Source organism: Pseudomonas sp. JV241A, assembly GCF_900275665.1.
In the GTDB taxonomy this organism is placed as follows: domain Bacteria; phylum Pseudomonadota; class Gammaproteobacteria; order Pseudomonadales; family Pseudomonadaceae; genus Aquipseudomonas; species Aquipseudomonas wadenswilerensis.
Genome location: NZ_OPYO01000012.1, coordinates 32,919 through 52,291 on the forward strand (window position 1 = coordinate 32,919; position 19,373 = coordinate 52,291).

Below are 19,373 nucleotides of genomic sequence, written 5' to 3' on the forward strand. Positions count from 1 at the left end.
TGTCGATTGCCAACTATAACCGGGGCTTTGGTCCAGCCCTGGTTGCCTGCACGCAGTGAATAACCAATAATTGCGTGATTGAGAATTGCTAGCATCGGCCAATGACTCCTGTATCTATTAGCACCTCCAACATCCTTGCCATCGAGGACGATCCGGTCCTGGGTGCGTACCTGCGTGAGGAGCTGCAACGCGGCGGCTTCAAGGTCACCTGGTGCCAGAATGGCCGCGATGGCCTGCAGGTCGCGCAAAACAGCTGCTTTGACGTGGTGCTGATGGACATCCTGCTGCCCGGCCTCAACGGCCTGGATGTGCTGGCGCAGCTGCGCCAGAGCAGCTCGACGCCGGTGATCCTGATGTCTGCGCTGGGCGCCGAGGCCGACCGCATCACCGGCTTCCAGCGCGGTGCCGATGACTACCTGCCCAAGCCCTTCAGCATGATCGAGCTGCAGGTGCGCATCGAGGCGATCCTGCGCCGGGTGGCGCTGGAGCGGCGCCATCAACAACCCGTACAGGTACAGGCCGGGGAACTGCGCTTCGATGAAGAGGCGTGCGATGTCTGTTATGGCGAGCAGTGGGCGGGGCTGACCCTCAGCGAGTACCGCCTGCTCGACACCCTGCACCGCAGCGATGAAGAGGTGCTGAGCAAGGCCTTCCTTTACCAGCAAGTGTTGCAGCGCGGCTATGCCCGCCACGATCGCAGCCTGGACATGCATGTCAGCCAGATCCGCCGCAAGCTCAAGGCCATCGGTTACCTCGAGCGCGAGGTGCGCACGGTGTGGGGCAAGGGTTATGTGCTTAGCGGCGCCGAGGTCAACTGAAGTGCCGAACCGTCATTCATTGTTCTGGAAACTGGCCATCCTGCTGGTCGGTTTCTGCCTGTTGATGATCGGCCTGAGCTGGACCTGGGGCCGGCATATGGAAACCCAGAATGCCTTTCTGTCCGAGGTGGCCAAAACCACCCTGCAAGGCTATGCCGGCGAGGCCGAGCAGGCCTGGTCGCGAGGAGGGCAGGCAGGTATCGACGCCTGGCTGGCGGCAGTTCGCGAACAGGAGCCCGGCTGGGTCGGGGTGATAGGCCCGGACCTGCAGTCGTTGAGCAGCACGCCGCTCAACGAGGTTGAAAGCCGGCGCCTGACCTTCCTGCGCGGAATCGACTGGCCGGTGAGCCCGCGCTCGATCGGCATGCCGTGGATGCGCTTGCCTTTCCCGCAGCAGCCGCACCTGGGCACCCTGGTCATGGAGCTGCCGCAACGTCTGGCGCCGGGGCAGTACCGGGTACTGTGGCGAGTAGTGACCAACGGCATCATCCCCGGGCTGTTTACCTTGCTGCTATGTGTCGGCCTGTACCGCATGCTGATTGTGCCGTTGATCCAGTTGCGAGAGCAGGCCAATGCCTGGCGCGCCGATCAGCTCTCGGCACGGGTCGCCAGCAGCACCACCAGCCGCCAGGACGAACTGGGCGAGCTGGGCCGCGCCTTCGATGACATGGCCGAGCGCCTGCAGGGTACGGTGGCCCTGCAACAGCAGCTGTTGCGCGACCTTTCCCACGAACTGCGCACGCCCTTGAGCCGCTTGCGCGTGGCTTGCGACAGCGAGGCTGATGCCGGCCAGCTGCGCGAGCGCCTGGGCCGCGAAATCGACTGCATGCAGCGCCTGGTCGAGGATGCGCTGCAGCTGGCCTGGCTCGACACCGAGCGGGCGCCGATGAGCAAGGAGCCGATCCAGGTCCAGGCTCTGTGGGAGATGCTGGCTGAGGATGCCTGCTACGAAAGTGCCTGGCCCGGTGCGCAACTGCATTGTGCGCTGGACGCCTCGTGCTGGGTGCAGGGTAACCTCAACAGCCTGGCCCAGGCCCTGGAAAACATTTTGCGTAATGCCATTCGGCATTCGTCAGCCGGTGGCGTGATTCGCCTGGACGGGCGGCGTCAGGGCGATGACTGGCTGATCTGGCTGGAAGACCAGGGCGGTGGGGTAGCGGAAAGTGAGCTTGAGCGTATTTTCGCGCCCTTTACCCGGCTGGACGGTTCGCGCCCGGGCGATGGTGGCTTTGGGCTGGGCCTGAGCATTGCCCGCAATGCCATCGTCCGCCAGGGCGGGCGTCTGTGGGCGCAAAACACCGGCCAGGGCCTGCGGCTGAACATGCAACTGCCGGCGGTGTGATCCTGGGGCCGCTTCGCGGCCCATCGCCGGCAAGTCCGGCTCCCACAGGTACTAGGGGCATGCAAATCCACTGTGGGAGCTGGCTTGCCAGCGAGAGGGCCGTAAACTCTTGCTTATAGCTTGCAGCTATAACCCCTACACATTGCGTGATATGGGCAAATCCCGTTTGCCGGTATGATAGGCGCCCCCGCAGTCTGGATTGCGAATACGCCATGACCTTGCAGTACCCAACCATCGCCGATTGCGTCGGCAACACGCCTCTGGTCCGCCTGCAGCGCATTGCCGGCGAAACCAGCAATACCCTCCTGCTCAAGCTCGAAGGCAACAACCCGGCAGGCTCGGTCAAGGACCGGCCGGCGCTGTCGATGATCACCCGCGCCGAACTGCGTGGGCAGATCAAGTCCGGTGACACCCTGATCGAAGCGACCTCGGGCAACACCGGCATCGCTCTGGCCATGGCGGCGGCGATCAAGGGTTACAAGATGATCCTGATCATGCCCGACAATTCCAGTGCCGAGCGCAAGGCGGCGATGACCGCCTATGGTGCCGAACTGATCCTGGTCAGCAAGGAAGAGGGCATGGAAGGTGCCCGCGACCTGGCCGACCGCCTGCAGGCCGAAGGCCGTGGACTGGTGCTTGACCAGTTCGGCAATGTCGACAACCCTGAAGCCCACTATGTGAGCACCGGCCCGGAAATCTGGCGTCAGACCCAGGGCACCATTACCCACTTCATCAGCTCCATGGGCACGACCGGCACCATCATGGGCTGCTCGCGCTACCTCAAGGAGCAGAACCCGGCGGTGCAGATCGTCGGCCTGCAGCCGATGGAAGGCTCGGCCATCCCCGGCATCCGCCGCTGGCCGCAGGAATACCTGCCGAAGATCTACCAGTCCGAGCGCGTTGACCGCGTGGTCGACATGGCCCAGAGCGAAGCCGAAGAAACCACCCGCCGGTTAGCCCGCGAAGAGGGCGTTTTCTGTGGCGTGTCCTCCGGTGGTGCAGTGGCAGCCATGCTGCGGCTGTCCCGCGAGCTGGAAAACGCCGTGATGGTGGCGATCATTTGCGACCGTGGCGACCGTTACCTGTCGACCGGCATTTTCGATTCAGTGAACTGATGTCCAAGAACAAACGTAACAGCGGCCTGCGCTTTCAGCCGGCTGGTGGCACCCGCGCGCCACAGATCCCCACCGGCAAGAAACAGCGCCTGAGCATCGAGCGCCTCGCTGGCGACGGCCGTGGCATTGCCTTTCTCGACGGTCGCACCTGGTTCGTCAGTGGCGCCCTGGCCGAGGAAGAGGTCGAAGCGCGGGTACTCAATACCCACGGCAAGGTGGTCGAGGCCCGCCTGGAGCGGGTGTTCAATGCCAGCCCGGCGCGCCGCGAGGCCCCGTGCAAGCACTTCGACCGCTGTGGCGGCTGCAACCTGCAGCACTTGCCTCATGCCGATCAACTGGCGCTCAAGCAACGCCTGCTGGCCGAACAGTTGCAGCGGGTCGCGGGCGTGCAGCCCGAGCACTGGGCTGCGCCGCTGACCGGGCCGGAGTTCGGCTACCGGCGCCGGGCACGGGTTGCGGTGCGTTGGGACAACAAGGCGAAACATCTCGACGTCGGATTTCGCGCCGAAGCCAGCCAGGACATCGTCGCCATCGACGACTGCCCGGTGCTGGTACAACCCTTGCAGTCGATCATGCGTCACCTGCCCACGCTCTTGCGCAGCTTGAGCAAACCGCAGGTGGTTGGCCACGTCGAGCTGTTCAGCGGTACCGCGCTGGCGCTGCTGTTGCGTCATACCGGGCCCTTGGGGGACGGCGACCTGGCGCGCCTGCAGGCGTTCTGCGCGCAGGCGGGTGTACAGCTGTGGTTACAAGGCGAGGGTGAACCTTCGCCGGTGGATGCGGGTCAGAGCCTCGGTTTTCGTCTTGAACCCTGGAACCTTGAATTGGCGTACCGGCCCGGCGATTTTGTCCAGGTCAACGCCCAGGTCAACACCGCGATGATCGAGCAGGCCTTGGCCTGGTTGGCGCCGCAAGCCCATGAACGCGTGCTCGACCTGTTCTGCGGTCTGGGCAACTTTGCCTTGCCGCTGGCCCGGCAGGCGCGGGAAGTGGTGGCGGTGGAAGGGGTGCAGGCGATGGTCGAGCGGGCGGCAGCCAATGCTCGTAGCAACAATTTGCATAACACGCAGTTTTTTCAGGCCGATTTATCGCAGCCTTTGGCGGCGTCGGGCTGGGCCGCAGGAGGCTTTTCTGCGGTACTCTTGGACCCACCGCGTGATGGTGCATTCGAGGTTGTGCGAAAAATCGCAGACCTCGGCGCAAAACGTCTTGTTTATGTATCGTGCAACCCGGCGACCCTGGCCCGCGACACCGTCGAACTGGTCAGGCAGGGTTACCGGTTAAAAAGTGCCGGGATTCTCGACATGTTTCCTCAGACGGCGCATGTCGAAGCCATGGCGTTATTCGAAGCGGGTTAGCCAGGCTGACGCGTTCGGCGCTGCACCTTGGGTCCGGCAGGGGCAGCACCAGTGATTTCAAGCGCATCGCGAATGCGCTGTAGGGAAAGGTAAACAAAGATGGTACAGGTGAGAGTGCACCAGCCGGTCAACACCGACGGCAGTATCAATCTCGAAGCATGGCTGGATCATGTGGTGAGCGTCGACCTGGCGCTGGACCGGGAGGCCCTCAAGGCCGCTTGCGAGTTCGCCCAGGACATCGAGAAGAAGGGCAACCCGGCCAAGCATTCCTGGGCCGATGGTACGTCGAGTTTCCAGGCCGGCCTGGAAATCGCCGAAATCCTTGCCGACCTCAAGCTCGACCAGGACTCGCTGGTCGCCGCGGTCATCTACCGCGCCGTACGCGAAGGCAAGGTGACCCTGGCTGAAGTCGGCCAGCGCTTTGGCCCGGTAGTCTCCAAGCTGATCGACGGCGTGCTGCGCATGGCCGCCATCAGCGCCAGCCTCAGCCCGCGCCAGTCGCTGGTGCTGGGCTCGCAGGCGCAGGTCGAGAACCTGCGCAAGATGCTCGTGGCCATGGTTGACGACGTCCGTGTGGCGCTGATCAAGCTGGCCGAACGCACCTGCGCGATTCGCGCGGTCAAGGGCGCCGACGACGAGAAACGCAACCGCGTCGCCCGCGAAGTGTTCGATATCTATGCGCCGCTGGCCCATCGCCTGGGCATCGGTCATATCAAGTGGGAGCTGGAAGACCTGTCCTTCCGCTACCTCGAACCCGATCAGTACAAGCAGATCGCCAAGCTTCTGCACGAGCGCCGGCTGGACCGCGAGCGCTTCATCAGCGACGTGATGAACCAGCTGCAGAACGAGCTGCTGGCCACCGGGGTCAACGCCGACATCAGCGGCCGGGCCAAGCACATCTATTCGATCTGGCGCAAAATGCAGCGCAAGGGTCTGGAGTTCAGCCAGATCTACGACGTGCGCGCGGTGCGCGTGCTGGTCCCGGAAATGCGCGACTGCTACACCGCGCTGGGCATCGTGCACACCCTGTGGCGGCATATCCCCAAAGAGTTCGACGACTACATCGCCAACCCCAAGGAAAACGGCTACCGCTCGTTGCACACGGCGGTGATCGGTCCGGAGGGCAAGGTCCTCGAGGTGCAGATCCGCACCCACGCCATGCACGAAGAGGCCGAGCTCGGCGTCTGCGCGCACTGGCGCTACAAGGGCACCGACGTCAAATCCAGCTCCAACCACTACGAAGAGAAAATCTCCTGGTTGCGCCAGGTGCTGGAATGGCACGAAGAGCTGGGCGATATCGGTGGCCTGGCCGAACAGCTGCGGGTCGATATCGAGCCGGACCGGGTCTATGTGTTCACCCCGGATGGTCACGCCATCGACCTGCCCAAGGGCGCCACGCCGCTGGACTTCGCCTACCGGGTGCACACCGAGATCGGCCACAACTGCCGCGGGGCGAAGATCAACGGCCGTATCGTGCCGCTCAACTACAGCCTGCAGACCGGTGAGCAGGTCGAGATCATCACCAGCAAGCACGGCAACCCCAGCCGCGACTGGCTGAACTCGAACCTGGGCTACGTCACCACCTCGCGGGCGCGGGCGAAGATCGTCCACTGGTTCAAGCTGCAGGCTCGCGACCAGAACGTCGCCGCCGGCAAGACCCTGCTCGAACGCGAACTCAACCGCCTGGGCTTGCCGCAGGTCGACTTCGAACGCCTGGCGGAAAAAGCCAACCTGCGCGCTGCCGAGGACATGTTCGCCTCGCTGGGTGCCGGTGACCTGCGCCTGGCGCACCTGGTCAACGCCGCGCAGCAACTGGTGGAGCCGGAGCGCAGCGATCATGTCGAGTTGGTACCGCGCAAGGCTACCGGCTACAAGCCGGGCAAGCGTGGCGACATTCAGATCCAGGGCGTCGGCAACCTGCTCACGCAGATGGCCGGTTGCTGCCAGCCGCTGCCGGGCGATGCGATCGTCGGTTACATCACCCAGGGCCGCGGCGTCACCATCCACCGCCAGGACTGCGCCTCGGTGCTGCAACTGGCCGGGCGCGAGCCGGAGCGGATCATCCAGGTCAGCTGGGGCCCGGTGCCGGTACAGACCTATCCGGTGGATATCATCATCCGTGCCTACGACCGTCCGGGCTTGCTGCGAGACGTCTCCCAGGTCTTGCTCAACGAGCGGATCAACGTGCTGGCGGTCAACACCCGCTCGAACAAGGAAGACAACACCGCATTGATGTCGCTGACCATCGAGATTCCTGGCCTGGATGCCCTCGGGCGCTTGCTGGGGCGGATTTCGCAACTGCCGAACATCATCGAGACGCGGCGTAACCGTACGCCTTGAGGCCCTATCGCCGGCAAGCCGGCTCCCACAGGAAACAGGTTGCTCCGATCCTGTGGGAGCTGGCTTGCCAGCGATGAGGCCAGACCTGAGAGAGCCTTTTGATGTACACCCTAGACGACCTGCTCCACCTCATGGCCCGCCTGCGCGACCCGCAGTATGGCTGCCCGTGGGACCTCAAGCAGACCTACGCGACCATCGTCCCCTACACCCTCGAAGAAGCCTACGAAGTCGCCGACGCCATCGAGCGCAGCGACTTCGAGCACTTGCAGGGCGAACTCGGTGACCTGCTGTTCCAGGTGGTTTACTACAGCCAGTTGGCGCGCGAAGAAGGCCGTTTCGAATTCGACGGCGTGGTCGACAGCATCACCCGCAAGCTGATCCGCCGTCACCCGCATGTGTTCCCCACCGGCGAGCTCTACGCCGCGCTCGACACACCCAAGCTCGACGAAACCCAGGTCAAGCAGCGCTGGGACGAGATCAAGGCCCAGGAGCGCGCCGAGAAGGGCGAGCCCGAGCAGTTGTCGTTGCTCGATGATGTGCCGGCAGCGTTGCCGGCCTTGTCGCGGGCGGCCAAACTGCAAAAGCGCGCGGCCCGGGTCGGTTTCGACTGGCCGGATGCCTTGCCGGTGCTGGACAAGGTCCGCGAAGAGCTCGATGAAGTGCTCCAGGCCATGGCCGACGATGACAGCGTGGCCCTGGCTGACGAGCTCGGTGACCTGCTGTTTGCCGCAGTGAATCTGGCCCGGCACCTGAAGGTCGACCCGGAAAACGCCCTGCGCGGGGCCAACAGAAAGTTTGAGCGACGTTTCCGTTTTATCGAACAGGCATTGCGCGACATAGGCCGTCCGATTGAAGATTGCACCCTCGAAGACATGGATGCGCTCTGGGGCGAAGCCAAACGTCAGGAAAAGAACCTGCCCAGCTGCGGCTGAGCTGTTGCATAAGTGAGTGAACGATGAGCCTTTCCCTTCGCGACCAATTGCTCAAGGCCGGTCTGGTCAACCAGAAACAGGTCAAGCAGGTCAGTAAAGAACAGAAGAAACAAAAGCGCCTGGAGCACAAAGGCCAGGTCGAGGTCGACGATACCCAGCAGCGGCTGGCCAAGGAAGCCATGGCCGAGAAGGCCAAGCGCGACCAGGAGCTCAACCGCCAGCAGCAGGAGAAGGCCGAGCAGAAGGCCCGCGCCGCCCAGGTCAAGCAATTGATCGAGGTCTCGCGCCTGCCCAAGCTGACCACCGAGGACTACTACAACTTCGTCGACGACAAGAAGGTCAAGCGCCTGTCGGTCAACGCCCTGATGCGCAGCAAGCTGAGCAGTGGTTCGCTGGCCATCGTTGCCCATGGAGGCGGTTACGAGGTGATCCCCCGTGAGGCGGCGCTGAAGATCCAGGAGCGCGACCCGCAGCGTATCGTCCTGCTCAACACCCAGGTTGAAGAGCCGGATGCCGACGATCCGTACGCGGCCTACGTGATCCCTGACGATCTGATGTGGTAATGACGACAAACCCCGCTTCGGCGGGGTTTGTTTTTTCTGGAGGGGTTATTGCTGTTGCCGTCTGGTCTCGAGGTATTCCAGCTCGATGCGGTAGCTGTGGGCCTCATGTTCATTGTGGAACATGCCGACCAGCTCGCCCTGCTGATGCACATCCCAGATGCGCACGCCTGCAGCCAGGCCTTCGTGAGACATTTTGCTTTCGTCGCGCTCAGTTACTTTGACAGTCATCTGCAAACTCCACTTTCAGTTAACTGCGGCACCGTGTCGCAGGTCTCTTTTATAGAATTTGTTAGCAGGCTAAGTAAATGACTGGCGCATGAAACATCTTTCATGTCGGTAGCAGCGCGCTTCTGTGGGAGCGGGCTTGCCCCGCGATGCGATGTGACTGGTAGCCTGCGATCGCGGGGCAAGCCCGCTCCTACCAAGGGTGTAAAAAGAAACCCCGCACTTGGCGGGGTTTCGGGTGTTACCAGCAGTCAGGCTATCAGTTGCCCTTGACCGCCTTGCCATCGACCGTGCCGTCCTGCAGCACGATCACGTACTCCTTGCCGTCGGTCTCGACCTGGCGCAGTTGCACCAGCAGGTAATCCCAGTCCTTGGCGAACCACAGCTCGGTGATGCGCTTGCTCTGGCTCGGGTCGCGCACGCGCTCGACCTTGATGGCATCGACCTGGCCAGTCTTGGTGGTGACTTTTTCGGTGCCCAGGACGCGGAAGTCGTAGGTATCGATCTCGTCGCCATCGACCACCTGGTAGCTCACGCTCTTCTTGCCCGCTGCCACGTCATGCTGCAGGGCCAGTTGATAGGTGGACTTGTCCAGCACGCCGCGGTTGAGGGGCAGGTTGATCGCGTCGCCGCGGTCAGTACCGGTGATCTTCTTGGTCGTCCAGTCGAAGTCCAGGTCAACTTTCTTGGCTTTGCCCAGGCCGCCACGTTCGAAGTGGTAGGTCTTTGGCAGCAGGGTGTCCTTGTCCAGAGTCAGGGTACTTTGCTCAATCAGGCTGGCGATCATCATCGACGCCTTGAAATTGAGGTTCCAGGTACCGTTGGCGTTCTTTTCCAGGCTGCGCTCGGCAGTGCCGCTCATGGGCAACTGCTTCCAGTCGGCGGTGTAGCTGGCCGAGAAAGGCTTCAGATCGGCTGCCTGCAACGGCAACGCGAGCACGGCGAGAGCGAAGAGCAGGGCGCGACGCATAATTTCTCCTAGGGTCGAATCAAGTGGCCGCTGGCCGCCAGAGGCTGGCCATCCAGTAGAGCACCGTGTTCGCCCAGGCGCAAACGGCCTTCGGCAAACCAGCGCACCGCCAGCGGATAGATCAGGTGTTCCTGGCTGTGAACCCGCTGTGCCAGACGTTCTGGCGTGTCATCCAACTCTACCGGTATTACTGCCTGTACGACCAGCGGCCCGCCGTCGAGTTCCTCGGTGACGAAGTGCACGCTGCAGCCATGCTCGGCATCACCGGCTTCCAGCGCCCGTTGATGAGTGTGCAGGCCTTTGTACTTGGGCAGCAGGGAAGGGTGGATGTTCAGCAGGCGGCCCTGGTAGTGACGGACAAAACCGGCACTGAGGATGCGCATGAAACCGGCCAGCACCACCAGCTGCGGCTGGTAGCCATCGATCAGCTCGACCAGCGCCGTGTCGAACGCCTCGCGGCCGTCGAAGGCCTTGTGGTCGAGCACGGCGGTGGCGATGCCGGCGTCTTTGGCACGCTGCAGGCCATAGGCGTCGGCGCGGTTGGAGATGACCGCGCAGATCCGCACCGGGCTGTCGCCGGTGCGGGTGCTGTCGATCAACGCTTGCAGGTTGCTGCCGGTGCCGGACAACAGCACCACGACATCACAGGTCTTGCTCGGCATCAGTGTGCCTTGACGTTCTTCAGCTCGACCTGGGCAGCGCCTTCGGCGGCGACGCCGATCTGGCCGATGACCCATGGCTGCTCGCCAGCTTCACGCAGGACCTTCAGGGCGCTATCGACCTGGTCCTGGGCGACGCAGATGACCATGCCGACGCCGCAGTTGAGGACACGGTGCATTTCGTGCTCGTCGACGTTGCCTTGCTGCTGCAGCCAGTTGAACACCGCCGGGCGCTCCCAGCTGGCCACGTCAACCACGGCCTGGGCGCCTTTTGGCAGTACCCGCGGGATGTTGTCGAGCAGGCCGCCTCCGGTGATGTGGGCCATGGCCTTGACCGCGCCGGTGTCCTTGATCAGCTTGAGCAGTGGCTTGACGTAGATGCGGGTCGGGGCCATCAGCAGTTCGGTCAGCGGCTTGCCGTCGAGCTGCACGGTTTCGATGTCGGCACCGGAGACTTCGATGATCTTGCGGATCAGCGAGTAGCCGTTGGAGTGTGGGCCGGACGATGGCAGGGCGATCAGCGCATCACCGGTGGCAACCTTGGAGCCGTCGATGATTTCGGCTTTTTCCACCACACCGACGCAGAAGCCGGCCAGGTCGTAGTCTTCGCCTTCGTACATGCCTGGCATTTCAGCGGTTTCACCGCCAACCAGGGAGCAGCCGGCCAGTTCGCAGCCAGCGCCGATACCGGTAACCACGGTGGCGGCAACGTCGACATTGAGTTTGCCAGTGGCGTAGTAGTCGAGGAAGAACAGCGGCTCGGCACCGCAGACCACCAGGTCGTTGACGCACATGGCGACCAGGTCCTGGCCGATGCTGTCGTGCTTGTTCAGGTTCAGTGCCAGGCGCAGCTTGGTGCCGACGCCGTCGGTGCCGGAGACCAGAACCGGCTGCTTGTAGCCGGCCGGGATCTCGCAGAGGGCGCCAAAACCGCCCAGGCCGCCCATGACTTCCGGGCGCGCCGTGCGCTTGGCAACGCCTTTGATGCGTTCGACCAATGCTTCACCGGCGTCGATGTCTACACCGGCGTCCTTGTAGCTCAGGGAGGGTTGCTTGCTCATGATCCAGGCCTTTAGGGGGGAGGGATTCAGGGGAATCGACCGTGACCTGCCAGGCAAGGCGGAGGGAATCCGGCTGCCTGACCGTCGCCGGTCTGCGAAGGCGCGCGATTTTATCAGGGTTGCCCGGTAGCGGCCATCCTCAGGCCGACGGGCAGAGCCTTTATTCTTGCGAAAAATACGCTTTAACAGTGCGCGACTGGTTGCCACGGCGCAGGCTGTATAAGGTATAGCAAAGGCGATGGGCAGAATTTACCGCCAGCGGTTGAATGTTTTACCGGGTGCTGCGGTCTGAGCTGCGTCCGTTTTTGTCGCCCTCGCTTCTTTATTACCAGGACAGGAATCCTCCATGCGTTTGCGTAACTACCTGGCCGCCGGCTGTCTGGCCCTGTTCGGCCTCTCGGCTCAGGCCGAAACCCTCTCCGGCCTGTATCAGGTCCGCGAGCCGGTCAACGGCCAGGGCGCCGAAGCCCGTACCCAGGCCACCGGAAAAGCCCTCGAGACCCTGGTGCTGCGCCTGACCGGCGATGCCAAGGCCGCGCAAAGCCCGGGCCTGGCTGCGCTGCGTAAAGACCCGCAACAGATCATCAGCCAGTTCGGTTTCGAGGCCGGTCCGCCGGAAACCGTGCTGGTCGACTTCGATCCCGGCAGCACCGAGCGCGCCTTGCGCCAGGCCGGCCTGGCCCTGTGGGGCAACAACCGGCCGTCGATCCTCGGCTGGTGGTTGAACGACAGCACCGAGGGCTCGAGCCTGGTCGGCGACGGCCAGGGCAGCGCCGAACCGCTGCGCCGTGCAGCCCAGCACCGTGGGCTGCCATTGCGGCTGCCATTGGCAGACTTGCAGGAGCAACTGGTGGCGACCGGCAAGAACCTTGAAGGCACTGACCCGGCGCCGCTGCGTGAGGCCTCCGAGCGCTATGGCGCCGATGCCTTGCTGGCGGTGCACGCCAGCGAAGCCGATGGCAAGTGGCAGGGCAAATGGCGCCTGTGGCTGGGTGACCAGCGCGAGCAGGGCACTGTCGAGGCTGCTGACCAGGCTGCCCTGGCCGATGCGGTGATGCTTGCCGTCAGCAGTCGCCTGGCCCCGCGTTTCGTCGCCCGTCCAGGCGCCAGCAGCGAAATGCAGGTGCAGGTCCAGGGCATGACCCTGGAGCGTTATGCTGAACTGGGCCGGGTGCTCGAACCTTATGGTGCGCGACTCAAGGTGGTGCAGGGCGACACCCTGACCTACCAGGTCACCGGCAATAGCGATCAGCTGCGCGCGCAACTGGGCCTGGCCAAACTGCAGGAACTGCCGCCCGAAGCGCCAGCGGCACCTGCCGCCGTCGATCCGGCCAATCCCGGGGCAACCCAGGCCGCCGCCCCACAACCCTTCAACGGGCTGCGTTTTCGTTGGTAACCCCTGACCTGGCCGGAGCCGTTCATGACTGATACACGTCGCTGGGTATGGGTAGGCGGGGCGCTACTGTGCGCCGCCTTGCTTTACTGGCTGCACCCGATTCTTTCGCCTTTTCTGGTCGGCATCCTGCTGGCCTACCTGGCCGACCCGCTGGTTGACCGCCTGGAGCGCGCAGGCCTGTCGCGCACCTGGGGCGTGGTGGTGGTCTTCGCCCTGTTCACCTTGTTGCTGACCTTGTTGCTGCTGGTGCTGGTGCCGATGCTGGCCAAGCAGCTGGTGCGCCTGTACGAGCTGGCGCCGCAGATGCTCGACTGGCTGCAGCACCAGGCCCTGCCCTGGGTACAGGCGCGCCTGGGTCTGGCCGACGGTTTCTGGAAGTTCGACAAGATCAAGGCGGCCATCAGCGAGCACATGGGCCAGACCACCGACATCGTCGGGGTCATCCTGTCCCAGGCCACCGCCTCGGGCCTGGCCCTGCTCGGCTGGCTGGCCAATCTGGTGTTGATCCCGGTGGTGAGTTTCTACCTGCTGCGCGACTGGGACCTGATGATGGCCAAAATCCGCAGCCTGCTGCCGCGTCAGCGCGAGGAGCGGGTGGTGGCGCTCGCGGGGGAATGTCACGAGGTGCTCGGCGCCTTCGTCCGTGGCCAGCTGCTGGTGATGCTGGCCCTGGGCATCATCTATGCCTCGGGGCTGATGCTGGTGGGCCTGGAGCTTGGCCTGTTGATCGGCCTGCTGGCGGGCCTTGCGGCGATCGTGCCGTACATGGGTTTCATTATCGGTATCGGCGCGGCGATGATTGCCGGGCTGTTTCAGTTTGGTGGCGACCCCTATCCATTGCTCGGGATTGCAGCAGTGTTCATGGTCGGTCAGGCGCTCGAAGGCATGGTGCTGACGCCGTTGCTGGTGGGCGATCGTATCGGCCTGCACCCGGTGGCGGTGATTTTCGCGATTCTCGCCGGTGGTGAAATGTTCGGCTTTACCGGCGTATTGCTGGCCTTGCCGGTAGCGGCCGTGATCATGGTGCTGCTGCGCCATGTCCACGACCTGTATAAAGAGTCGGATATTTACGGCGGTGAAATCGACCCGGATCTGTAGCTTGGTAGCACCTGGCTTGCATTGGCCGTTAGACGCTAATGCAAGCCTTTGATTTTACTTGTGGTCTGCGCCGATTGTGCGACTGGCGCCACGGGTATAAACTTTGCAGACTTTTCACAAAAGGCCCCTTGCGGTTCCCCGGAACTGCCCAGCCAGCATGAAACCGATCCAGTTGCCCCTGGGTGTGCGTCTGCGTGATGACGCCACCTTCATCAACTACTATCCGGGTGCCAACGCCGCCGCTTTGGGCTACGTCGAGCGACTCTGCGAAGCCGACGCCGGCTGGACCGAAAGCCTGATCTACCTGTGGGGCAAGCAAGGCGTGGGCCGTACCCACCTGCTGCAGGCCGCCTGCCTGCGCTTTGAGCAACTGGGTGAGCCGGCGGTGTACCTGCCCCTGGCACAATTGCTCGACCGCGGCGTCGAACTGCTCGACAACCTCGAACAGTACGAACTGGTGTGCCTCGATGACCTGCATGTAATTGCCGGCAAGCCGGAGTGGGAGGAGGCCATGTTCCACCTCTTCAACCGCCTGCGCGACAGTGGCCGGCGCCTGTTGCTCGCCGCCTCCAGCTCGCCCCGGGAACTGCCGATCAAGCTCGCCGACCTCAAGTCGCGCCTGACCCTGGCGCTGATCTTCCAGATGCGTGCGCTGTCGGACGAAGACAAGCTGCGCGCCCTGCAACTGCGCGCTTCGCGCCGTGGTTTGCACCTGACCGATGAGGTCGGGCACTTCATCCTCACGCGTGGTACCCGCAGCATGAGTGCTTTGTTCGACCTGCTCGAGCGCCTCGATCAGGCCTCTTTGCAGGCTCAGCGCAAACTCACCATCCCGTTTTTGAAAGAAACTTTGGGCTGGTAAGGCAGGGGCTAGAGCCTCGGCACATAAAAGTCACATTTTTTTCGATTGAATTTGCAAATCGATGCGATAGAAGGCATAGTCTCGGCTTCTTTAAATCCCAGACACGGTCGTGCCCATGCTAAATCGCTTCGCACCCCTCGTGCCCCTCGCACTCGTGACCCTGCTTTTTGGTTGCGCGACCACCGGTCCCGTATCCCAGCAGCAGGTTCAGCAGCAACCGGTTACCGCTCAGGTTTTGACCAAATCCTCCGTCCAGGCGACGTTCGAGGAAGAGCTGAACACCGAAGCAGAGCTGCAAGATTTCGCCAGCAGCAAGCCTTACCAACTGCCCGCCCTGGCCGACAACATTCTCGAGCGCGGCATGTCGCTGATCGGTACCCGCTACCGTTTCGGCGGTACCTCCGAGAACACCGGCTTTGATTGCAGCGGCTTCATCGGCTACCTGTTCCGCGAAGAAGCTGGCCTCAACCTGCCGCGCTCCACCCGCGAAATGATCAACGTCAAGGCCCCGCTGGTTGCCCGTAACAACCTCAAGCCAGGCGACCTGCTGTTCTTCAGCACCAATGGCCGCGGCCGCGTCAGTCACGCCGGGATCTACCTCGGTGACGACCAGTTCATCCACTCCAGCAGCCGCCGCAGCGGTGGTGTGCGCATCGACAAGCTCGGTGATCGCTACTGGAGCAAGACCTTCATCGAAGCCAAGCGTGCACTGGCCATGGCTCCGGCCGCGACCACCCTCTCGCGCAACTGATCCTTCGACAGGTTTGACCACGGCGACGTAGCTGAAAAGCTCGTCGCCGTGCGTGTTTACAGAAAGCGTCTAATCTAAATTCTCAACTCTTTTCGGCTCTTGGCCGAAGCGGCTTCAGACAGGATGTTCTGACCATGGCGATGATGGCGCGCTTCGCTGTACTTTCCCTCGCAGCACTGCTCGGTGCATGCTCAAGTCATGCCCCGGCCCCGCGTAAAGTGGTCGAGCCTGCGGTCATGGCCCCGCAAGTCTATTTCTCCCCGGTTGCCGAAGACGTGCTGTTCCGCGCCCTGGGCCTGGTTGGCACGCCGTACCGCTGGGGCGGCAACACCCCGGATTCGGGTTTCGATTGCAGCGGCCTGATTGGCTATGTCTATCGCGATGCCGCCGGTATTTCGCTGCCGCGTTCGACCCGGGAAATGATCGGCATCCGAGCGCCGAGCATCGAGCGCACCGACCTGCAGTCCGGCGACCTGGTGTTCTTTGCCACCAATGGCGGTTCGCAGGTTAGCCATGCCGGCATCTATGTCGGCGAGGGGCGCTTCGTCCATGCCCCGGCCACCGGCGGAACGGTGCGCCTGGACTACCTGTCCAACAGCTACTGGCAAAAAACCTACCTGAATGCCAAGCGCGTGCTGCAGCCAGCGCATCTGGCGCGTAACCCCTGACCTTCGCGAGGTAGATGATGACCGCGCAGACGCTCTACCTCGACGCCCCCCTCTACCACTACCTGCAAAGCGTGTCGCTGCGCGAAACGCCGTTGCTTGCCCGTTTGCGTGCCGAAACCCAGGCCATGCCCGAAGCGCGCTGGCAGGTAGCACCGGAACAGGGGCAACTGCTGGCACTGCTGGTACGCCTGATCGGCGCGCAGCGGGTGATTGAAGTGGGTACCTTCACCGGCTACAGCGCCTTATGCATGGCCCAGGCCATGGAACACGGGCAGTTGCTCTGTTGTGATCTTGAAGGCAGCTACAACGCCGTGGCCTGGCGCTACTGGCAGGAGGCCGGGGTCGCCGAGCGCATTGAACTACGCCTGGCGCCCGCCCTGCAGACCCTGGCGACGCTGCCGTCAGAGCGCTACGACCTGATCTTCATCGATGCCGACAAGGCCAACTATCCACACTACCTGGAACAGGCCCTGCGCTTGCTGCGGGTTGGCGGGCTGGTGCTGTTCGACAACACCTTGTGGAGCGGGCGGGTGCTGCAGGGAACGCCGGACAGCGAAGACACCCGGGCGATCCAGGCATTGAACCTCACACTCAAGGATGACCCGCGGGTGGACCTGTCGATGCTGCCGATTGGCGATGGCTTGACCCTGTGCCGCAAGCGCTGAGAGGGCGCAGGGTATTGGTGCATGTGATCTGTGTGGGAGCCGGCCTTGCCGGCGATGGGCCGCATAGCGGCCCCCAGGTCACTTGGCCTTGCTCACCCGCCAGATCTTGTTGCCCACATCATCAGCCACCAGCAACCCTCCGCGCCGGTCGTTGATCACCCCGACCGGGCGGCCCATGGCCTTGCCCTCGTCATTGAGGAACCCGGTCAGCAGGTCAATTGGCTTGCCTGCAGGTTTGCCTGCGGTGCTGAACGGCACAAAGATCACTTTGTAGCCGCTGTGCGGCTTGCGGTTCCATGAGCCATGCTGGCCGATGAATGCGCCTTGCTCGAAAGGCGCCGGTAGCAGGCCCTGCTCGGCAAAGGTCAGGCCCAGCGACGCCGTGTGCGGCCCCACTGCATAGTCCGGCGCAATGGCGCTGGCTACCAGGTTCGGATCAGAAGGGTTGACCCGCTGATCGACGTGCTGGCCGTAGTAGCTGTAGGGCCAGCCGTAGAAGCCGCCATCCTTGACCGAGGTAATGTAGTCGGGCACCAGGTCGCTGCCGATCTCGTCGCGCTCGTTGACGGCGGTCCACAGCTGGCCGGTATGGGGTTCCCAGGCCAGGCCGTTGGGGTTGCGCAGGCCGGAGGCGAATATGCGCTGCTGGCCGCTGGCCGGGTCGATTTCCCAGATCGCCGCACGGCCTTTTTCCTGGTCCATGCCGTTCTCGCCGACATTGCTGTTGGAGCCGACAGTGACGTAGAGCTTCTTGCCGTCACGGCTGGCGATCACGTTCTTGGTCCAGTGATGGTTCAGTATGCCGCCCGGCAAATCAGCCACCGGCGTACCCGGGCCCTTGATCGAGGTGGCGCCGGATTCGTAATGAAAGCGCAGCAGGCGATCGGTGTCGGCGACGTAGAAGTCGTTGCCAACCAGGGCCATGCCAAACGGAGAATTGAGGTTTTCGATAAAGGTCGTGCGGGTTTCCGCGACGCCGTCATGGTCGCTGTCGCGCAGCAGGCTGATGCGGTTGGCGCTGGGGACGCCGGCGCCGGCGCGGTCCATGACCTTGCCCATCACCCAGCCGCGAATGCCCTTGCCGTCATCGGGCTTGGGCGGGGCATTGGTTTCGGCCACCAGGATATCGCCATTGGGCAGGGCGTAGAGCCAGCGCGGGTGGTCCAGGCCTTCGGCAAAGGCCGCCACCTGGGTGCCGGGCGCGGCCTTGGGCGTCATGCCCTGGGGCCAGCCGATGGCCGGGGCGATGTTGACGGTGGGAATCAGGGTCTTGTTGGGTTCGGGCAATTGCGGCGACGGGCCGACCCCGTCGCTGACCTCCAGGCGCGCGTTCTCGCCGCAGCCGCTTAATCCCGCAGTCACTGCCAGCAGCAGTGCAATCCGGCTGATGCCCATGTCGTTTCCCTCGCAATGATGGCTGCTATTGCCAGTAGAGGCGGATCAGGCGCGGGAGGTTCCCTGGTTCAGGCCTGCTTGAGCAGCAAAGCCACCCCGGGGTGGTACTGGCCGGCTTCGTTGTGCAGCTTGCGGTAGGCGTAGGGGAAGTACCAGGCAATGGCGCAGGCGTTATGCTTTTGCAGGTCGTCGACCAGGTCCTGTAGTTCTTCGGGGCTGGCGTGCTGGCCGGCTTTCCAGGGGCTGGCGAACAGCGCGGCGACCTTGAGCTGGCTGGGCGCGGCAACCTGGCGTGCGGCATACACGGTTTCGGCCAGGGCATTGTTCAGGTCCAGCCTGGCAATTTTCGGCCAGCGCTGGCTGGCTTGCAGGTAGGCGGCTTCTTCGCGGTTGGCGATGTACAGGTCGCAGCGACCTTCACGATCACCGTCATCGCGCTGCTTCTTGCTCTGATGCTGCTGCAGGGTCACCAGCTCGGCTTGCCAGGCGGGGGCCGAAAGCAGGCCGAGGTTGGCTTGGGCACCGTGCCAGTAGGGCGCATCGCCATCACCGAGGGTCTGGTTGAAGCGGTCGATGCAATCGACCCAGCGCTCCAGGGCGGGGCGCAGGAATTCCAGGCGCGCATTGTTGATGATCAGGCCTTGCATGCTGCTCTCCCTTATAGTTGTGATCGAGTACAGCCGAGGTATGGCTATTTGATATCACTGAAGTCAGTGTTGCACAAGATGTCAAAGGCGCCATTGATCCAGGCCAGTTCAGCGCCTTTCATTGACGCTCCGGGTGCAACCCTCTAACCTTCGCGACTTGTTTCAGGTGCTCTGCAGGCGATGGCCTGGCAGGGTGAAACAGGGAAGCCGGTGGGCGCGCAAGGCGCGCGAATCCGGCGCTGCCCCCGCAACGGTAGGTGAGTCAAGGCCGCGCAGGGCCACTGGGTGTTCGACCCGGGAAGGCGCGCGGTCCCGGGTGTTCATGGCCCCGCTCACAAGCCCGGAGACCGGCCTGTTACAGCCAACGGCATCACGGAGGGTGATGCGCGGTTCCTCCGGCCTGTGCCGTAGCCCTGCGCGTTTTCCGTCTGCCATATCCATTCATTTGTCACGCCGTTCCTCGCCGCGAACCCTGAGCAGCCATAGACTGCTACGCTCGTTGCGGGTC

At 63.3% G+C, this 19,373-nt stretch carries 19 protein-coding genes and 1 riboswitch; of the genes, 13 read left to right on the plus strand and 6 right to left on the minus strand.

What is annotated here, in order from left to right; all coding sequences use genetic code 11:
• Window positions 1-101: 101 nt before the first annotated feature.
• The 7 genes from JV241A_RS06195 to JV241A_RS06225 all read left to right on the plus strand — a co-directional run bounded on the left by JV241A_RS06195 (window position 102) and on the right by JV241A_RS06225 (window position 8,468).
• On the plus strand, window positions 102-818 hold the full coding sequence (locus JV241A_RS06195) for a response regulator transcription factor (protein WP_115085728.1): 717 nt from the start codon (window positions 102-104) through the stop codon (window positions 816-818).
• Entirely contained in the window at window positions 790-2,160 is a 1,371-nt protein-coding gene (locus tag JV241A_RS06200; protein WP_115085729.1) for a sensor histidine kinase, read from the plus strand. The genes JV241A_RS06195 and JV241A_RS06200 overlap by 29 nt, the downstream gene beginning before the upstream one ends.
• 212 nt (window positions 2,161-2,372) lie before the next feature.
• Window positions 2,373-3,275, plus strand: coding sequence for a cysteine synthase CysM (gene cysM / locus JV241A_RS06205; RefSeq protein WP_134061584.1), 903 nt, complete (start codon window positions 2,373-2,375; stop codon window positions 3,273-3,275).
• Window positions 3,275-4,633, plus strand: coding sequence for a 23S rRNA (uracil(1939)-C(5))-methyltransferase RlmD (gene rlmD, locus JV241A_RS06210; RefSeq protein WP_134061585.1), 1,359 nt, complete (start codon window positions 3,275-3,277; stop codon window positions 4,631-4,633). The genes cysM and rlmD overlap by 1 nt, the downstream gene beginning before the upstream one ends.
• Window positions 4,634-4,732: 99 nt before the next feature.
• On the plus strand, window positions 4,733-6,973 hold the full coding sequence (gene relA / locus JV241A_RS06215) for a GTP diphosphokinase (protein WP_115085732.1): 2,241 nt from the start codon (window positions 4,733-4,735) through the stop codon (window positions 6,971-6,973).
• Window positions 6,974-7,074: 101 nt separating this feature from the next.
• Window positions 7,075-7,905, plus strand: a complete 831-nt coding sequence (gene mazG / locus JV241A_RS06220; RefSeq protein ID WP_115085733.1) for a nucleoside triphosphate pyrophosphohydrolase — start codon at window positions 7,075-7,077, stop codon at window positions 7,903-7,905.
• Window positions 7,906-7,928: 23 nt separating this feature from the next.
• Window positions 7,929-8,468 (plus strand): DUF2058 domain-containing protein, encoded by a 540-nt coding sequence (locus JV241A_RS06225; RefSeq protein ID WP_115085734.1) that lies wholly within the window; start codon window positions 7,929-7,931, stop codon window positions 8,466-8,468.
• A 45-nt stretch (window positions 8,469-8,513) separates the two neighbouring features.
• Here the strand turns inward: JV241A_RS06225 and JV241A_RS06230 are convergent, their stop codons facing one another.
• The 4 genes from JV241A_RS06230 to purM all read right to left on the minus strand — a co-directional run bounded on the left by JV241A_RS06230 (window position 8,514) and on the right by purM (window position 11,383).
• A complete protein-coding gene (locus tag JV241A_RS06230) occupies window positions 8,514-8,696 on the minus strand; it encodes a hypothetical protein (RefSeq protein WP_010220364.1) in 183 nt (60 codons plus the stop codon).
• A 256-nt stretch (window positions 8,697-8,952) separates the two neighbouring features.
• Complete coding sequence (locus JV241A_RS06235) at window positions 8,953-9,663, minus strand: DUF3108 domain-containing protein (RefSeq protein ID WP_115085735.1); 711 nt, start codon at window positions 9,661-9,663, stop codon at window positions 8,953-8,955.
• A gap of 8 nt (window positions 9,664-9,671) precedes the next feature.
• Window positions 9,672-10,325, minus strand: a complete 654-nt coding sequence (purN, locus tag JV241A_RS06240) for a phosphoribosylglycinamide formyltransferase (RefSeq protein WP_115085736.1) — start codon at window positions 10,323-10,325, stop codon at window positions 9,672-9,674.
• Window positions 10,325-11,383 (minus strand): phosphoribosylformylglycinamidine cyclo-ligase, encoded by a 1,059-nt coding sequence (gene purM / locus JV241A_RS06245; RefSeq protein WP_134061586.1) that lies wholly within the window; start codon window positions 11,381-11,383, stop codon window positions 10,325-10,327. Before purM ends, purN begins: the two co-directional genes overlap by 1 nt.
• A gap of 346 nt (window positions 11,384-11,729) precedes the next feature.
• On the opposite strand from purM, the gene JV241A_RS06250 reads away from it, so the two are divergent.
• The 6 genes from JV241A_RS06250 to JV241A_RS06275 all read left to right on the plus strand — a co-directional run bounded on the left by JV241A_RS06250 (window position 11,730) and on the right by JV241A_RS06275 (window position 16,823).
• A complete protein-coding gene (locus JV241A_RS06250) occupies window positions 11,730-12,779 on the plus strand; it encodes a DUF2066 domain-containing protein (RefSeq protein ID WP_134061587.1) in 1,050 nt (349 codons plus the stop codon).
• Window positions 12,780-12,803: 24 nt separating this feature from the next.
• Window positions 12,804-13,877, plus strand: a complete 1,074-nt coding sequence (locus JV241A_RS06255) for an AI-2E family transporter (protein ID WP_115085739.1) — start codon at window positions 12,804-12,806, stop codon at window positions 13,875-13,877.
• Window positions 13,878-14,034: 157 nt separating this feature from the next.
• Window positions 14,035-14,739, plus strand: coding sequence for a DnaA regulatory inactivator Hda (hda, locus tag JV241A_RS06260; RefSeq protein ID WP_010220358.1), 705 nt, complete (start codon window positions 14,035-14,037; stop codon window positions 14,737-14,739).
• Window positions 14,740-14,854: 115 nt separating this feature from the next.
• Window positions 14,855-15,490 (plus strand): C40 family peptidase, encoded by a 636-nt coding sequence (locus tag JV241A_RS06265; RefSeq protein ID WP_115085740.1) that lies wholly within the window; start codon window positions 14,855-14,857, stop codon window positions 15,488-15,490.
• Between the two features lie 134 nt (window positions 15,491-15,624).
• Window positions 15,625-16,158: a C40 family peptidase gene (locus JV241A_RS06270; protein ID WP_115085741.1), complete on the plus strand. Its 534-nt coding sequence runs from the start codon at window positions 15,625-15,627 to the stop codon at window positions 16,156-16,158.
• Between the two features lie 17 nt (window positions 16,159-16,175).
• Entirely contained in the window at window positions 16,176-16,823 is a 648-nt protein-coding gene (locus JV241A_RS06275) for a class I SAM-dependent methyltransferase (RefSeq protein WP_134061588.1), read from the plus strand.
• Between the two features lie 78 nt (window positions 16,824-16,901).
• On the opposite strand, the gene JV241A_RS06280 is transcribed toward JV241A_RS06275, so the two are convergent.
• Together JV241A_RS06280 and JV241A_RS06285 are read right to left on the minus strand one after the other, a co-directional pair.
• Window positions 16,902-18,218, minus strand: a complete 1,317-nt coding sequence (locus tag JV241A_RS06280; protein ID WP_134061589.1) for a sorbosone dehydrogenase family protein — start codon at window positions 18,216-18,218, stop codon at window positions 16,902-16,904.
• 68 nt (window positions 18,219-18,286) lie between these two features.
• Complete coding sequence (locus JV241A_RS06285) at window positions 18,287-18,865, minus strand: hypothetical protein (protein ID WP_134061590.1); 579 nt, start codon at window positions 18,863-18,865, stop codon at window positions 18,287-18,289.
• Between the two features lie 147 nt (window positions 18,866-19,012).
• Window positions 19,013-19,236: riboswitch (cobalamin riboswitch) on the plus strand.
• Window positions 19,237-19,373: the final 137 nt, after the last annotated feature.